Raw genomic sequence first — 2,092 nt, 5'->3', positions numbered from 1 at the left:
TAAGGGGTCAGGCTTGAATTATTTACTTATTAGTTTAATAAGCGTCCTTGGCAGGATGATTGAGGGGACCGGTGTGCTGATCGGACTTGGGGTGCTGGCCTTATGGGAATTGCTGGCTGCGATTGGCTGCTTCGCGCTATCGAAGGGCGTCTTGCACAACTCCGATATGCCTGTACTGAGAACCGGCAAGTAACGTATATGTGACCACTCGAAAACCGGTATAAGCAATTACAATATTTCCTTGCGCTGCTGGAAGTTATTAAGCTTGCAGCGGGACGCGGTTGTTGACAATTATTCTCCGTTATATTGTAATAGTTGTCAACAGAACAGAATTATGTTCAATATTGGTTCAAGATATCACGGTAAGCAAATCATAAAGGAACGTATGTGATGTGGCAGATACAAAATCGAAAAAACGAAACACGCTTACACTCGTGTTATTTGCAATTTATTTACTGGCATTAACTTGGTTGATTCTCTTCAAACTGCAGTTTTCTATCGCGGTAATGGATTGAAGGGCGAATCATCAACCTTATCCCGCTTCTGGGGTCTTTCGATGACAACGGCGTTATTCGCTATAGCGAAATCAGAGTTAACATTCTCGCTTTCATACCTTTTGGAATCTATATTTGTATGCTTAAAGCCCCGTGGTCTTTTGTGAAAAGGATCCTTACAATTGTTGGCTTAACTTTGGCCTTTGAAATAATCCAATTTATTTTCGCAATCGGCAGAGCTGACATCACTGACGTGCTTAGTAACACGCTCGGAGGGATAATCGGGATTGGCATTTATGCCTTGCTGTCCAGGGTTCTGAAAGGCAGGACAAATAAGGTTATCAATGTACTTGCCGCGGTATTCACCATTTTGGCATTATTACTTGTCGCTTTGTTATTGGTAAGTCACCGATGGGTGATGATCAAATAGGTATCAGCGACACAATAACAAGGAGCGTGGGTGAAATGTGGAAATGCCCGAAATGCGGCCGTGAGTTCAAAAACACGGAACAAGACCACTTTTGTGTAAAACCAAACAGCATTGACGAATACATCGCCGCACAACCGGAAGATGTGAGGCCGCTGTTGCAAAGTATCCGAGAAACCATCCGAACAGCCGCGCCGGAAGCCACAGAGAAAATCTCGTGGCGGATGCCGACGTTCTGGCAAGGCGGGAACCTTATCCATTTCGCGGCGTTCAAGAAACACATCGGGCTGTACCCAGGCGGCGAAGCCACGTCCGAGTTCGCCGAGCGGCTCACAGGATATAAGACCAGTAAAGGAGCAATTCAGCTGCCGCTTGGCAAACCGATAGATTATGAACTCATCACCGACATCGTGCGGTGGAGAGTAAAACGGAAAGCGAAAGGGAGTAACACATTATGACAAACGAGCGTGTGTATAAGATGGCGTTTTCGAGAATCTACCCGCTGCTGGTCCAAAAAGCGGAGCGCAAAGGGCGCACCAAATATGAGGTTGATGCTGTGATTTGTTGGCTGACGGGGTATGACGATTCTGGCTTGCAAGCGCAAATTGTGAAGAATATCGATTACGAAACTTTTTTTCGCGAAGCCCCGCAGATAAATCCGAACGCCGCCAAAATTACAGGCGTGATTTGCGGGCATCGCGTCGAGGAAATCAAAGACCCGCTCATGCAGAAAATCAGGTGGCTTGACAAACTGGTGGACGAATTGGCAAAAGGTAAGTCAATGGAGAAGATTCTGAGAAACTGAGGGTGAATGGTACCTATGCAACGGAGATGACAGGACTTAAACCTGTACTACACACTGACTTGTTTCCGAGAACGTATAAAAGCCGTTATGCTACCTTGGATATGTCGAATTATGCTGGGGTTGTGTGAGCAGGATAGATATATATTCAGTCGTTGTCATATCTGGTATTCTGCCCGGACGACGCTTATTTCTTTGTGATATTTACTGCGCTGTATTTGGTTGCTTGTTTGTGAGTGAGGTATAGGAATGGTAAGAATTACAAAAATATCATTTTATATTGCTTGTATTATCGGTAGTATAGTTGCCGTATGGCACTTTTTTGTACCGTATTCCTCTGAATGGTTTTCATATATACCAGACGCTCCC

At 45.0% G+C, this 2,092-nt stretch carries 3 protein-coding genes and 1 pseudogene; all 4 read left to right on the top strand.

What is annotated here, in order from left to right; all coding sequences use genetic code 11:
- The coding region (locus NC238_16380) for a hypothetical protein (protein ID MCM1567485.1) at window positions 1–193 on the top strand (193 nt) is incomplete at its 5' end.
- 313 nt (window positions 194–506) lie between these two features.
- A pseudogene (locus NC238_16375) lies at window positions 507–924 on the top strand (VanZ family protein).
- 35 nt (window positions 925–959) lie between these two features.
- Complete coding sequence (locus NC238_16370) at window positions 960–1,379, top strand: DUF1801 domain-containing protein (GenBank protein MCM1567484.1); 420 nt, start codon at window positions 960–962, stop codon at window positions 1,377–1,379.
- On the top strand, window positions 1,376–1,726 hold the full coding sequence (locus NC238_16365) for a DUF2200 domain-containing protein (GenBank protein ID MCM1567483.1): 351 nt from the start codon (window positions 1,376–1,378) through the stop codon (window positions 1,724–1,726). The genes NC238_16370 and NC238_16365 overlap by 4 nt, the downstream gene beginning before the upstream one ends.
- The last annotated feature ends 366 nt before the right edge of the window (window positions 1,727–2,092 follow it).

It is taken from the genome of Dehalobacter sp., assembly GCA_023667845.1.
GTDB lineage: Bacteria > Bacillota > Desulfitobacteriia > Desulfitobacteriales > Syntrophobotulaceae > Dehalobacter.
Note: the sequence above shows the minus strand (reverse complement) of the source record. Positions and strands in the feature narration are given on the sequence as shown.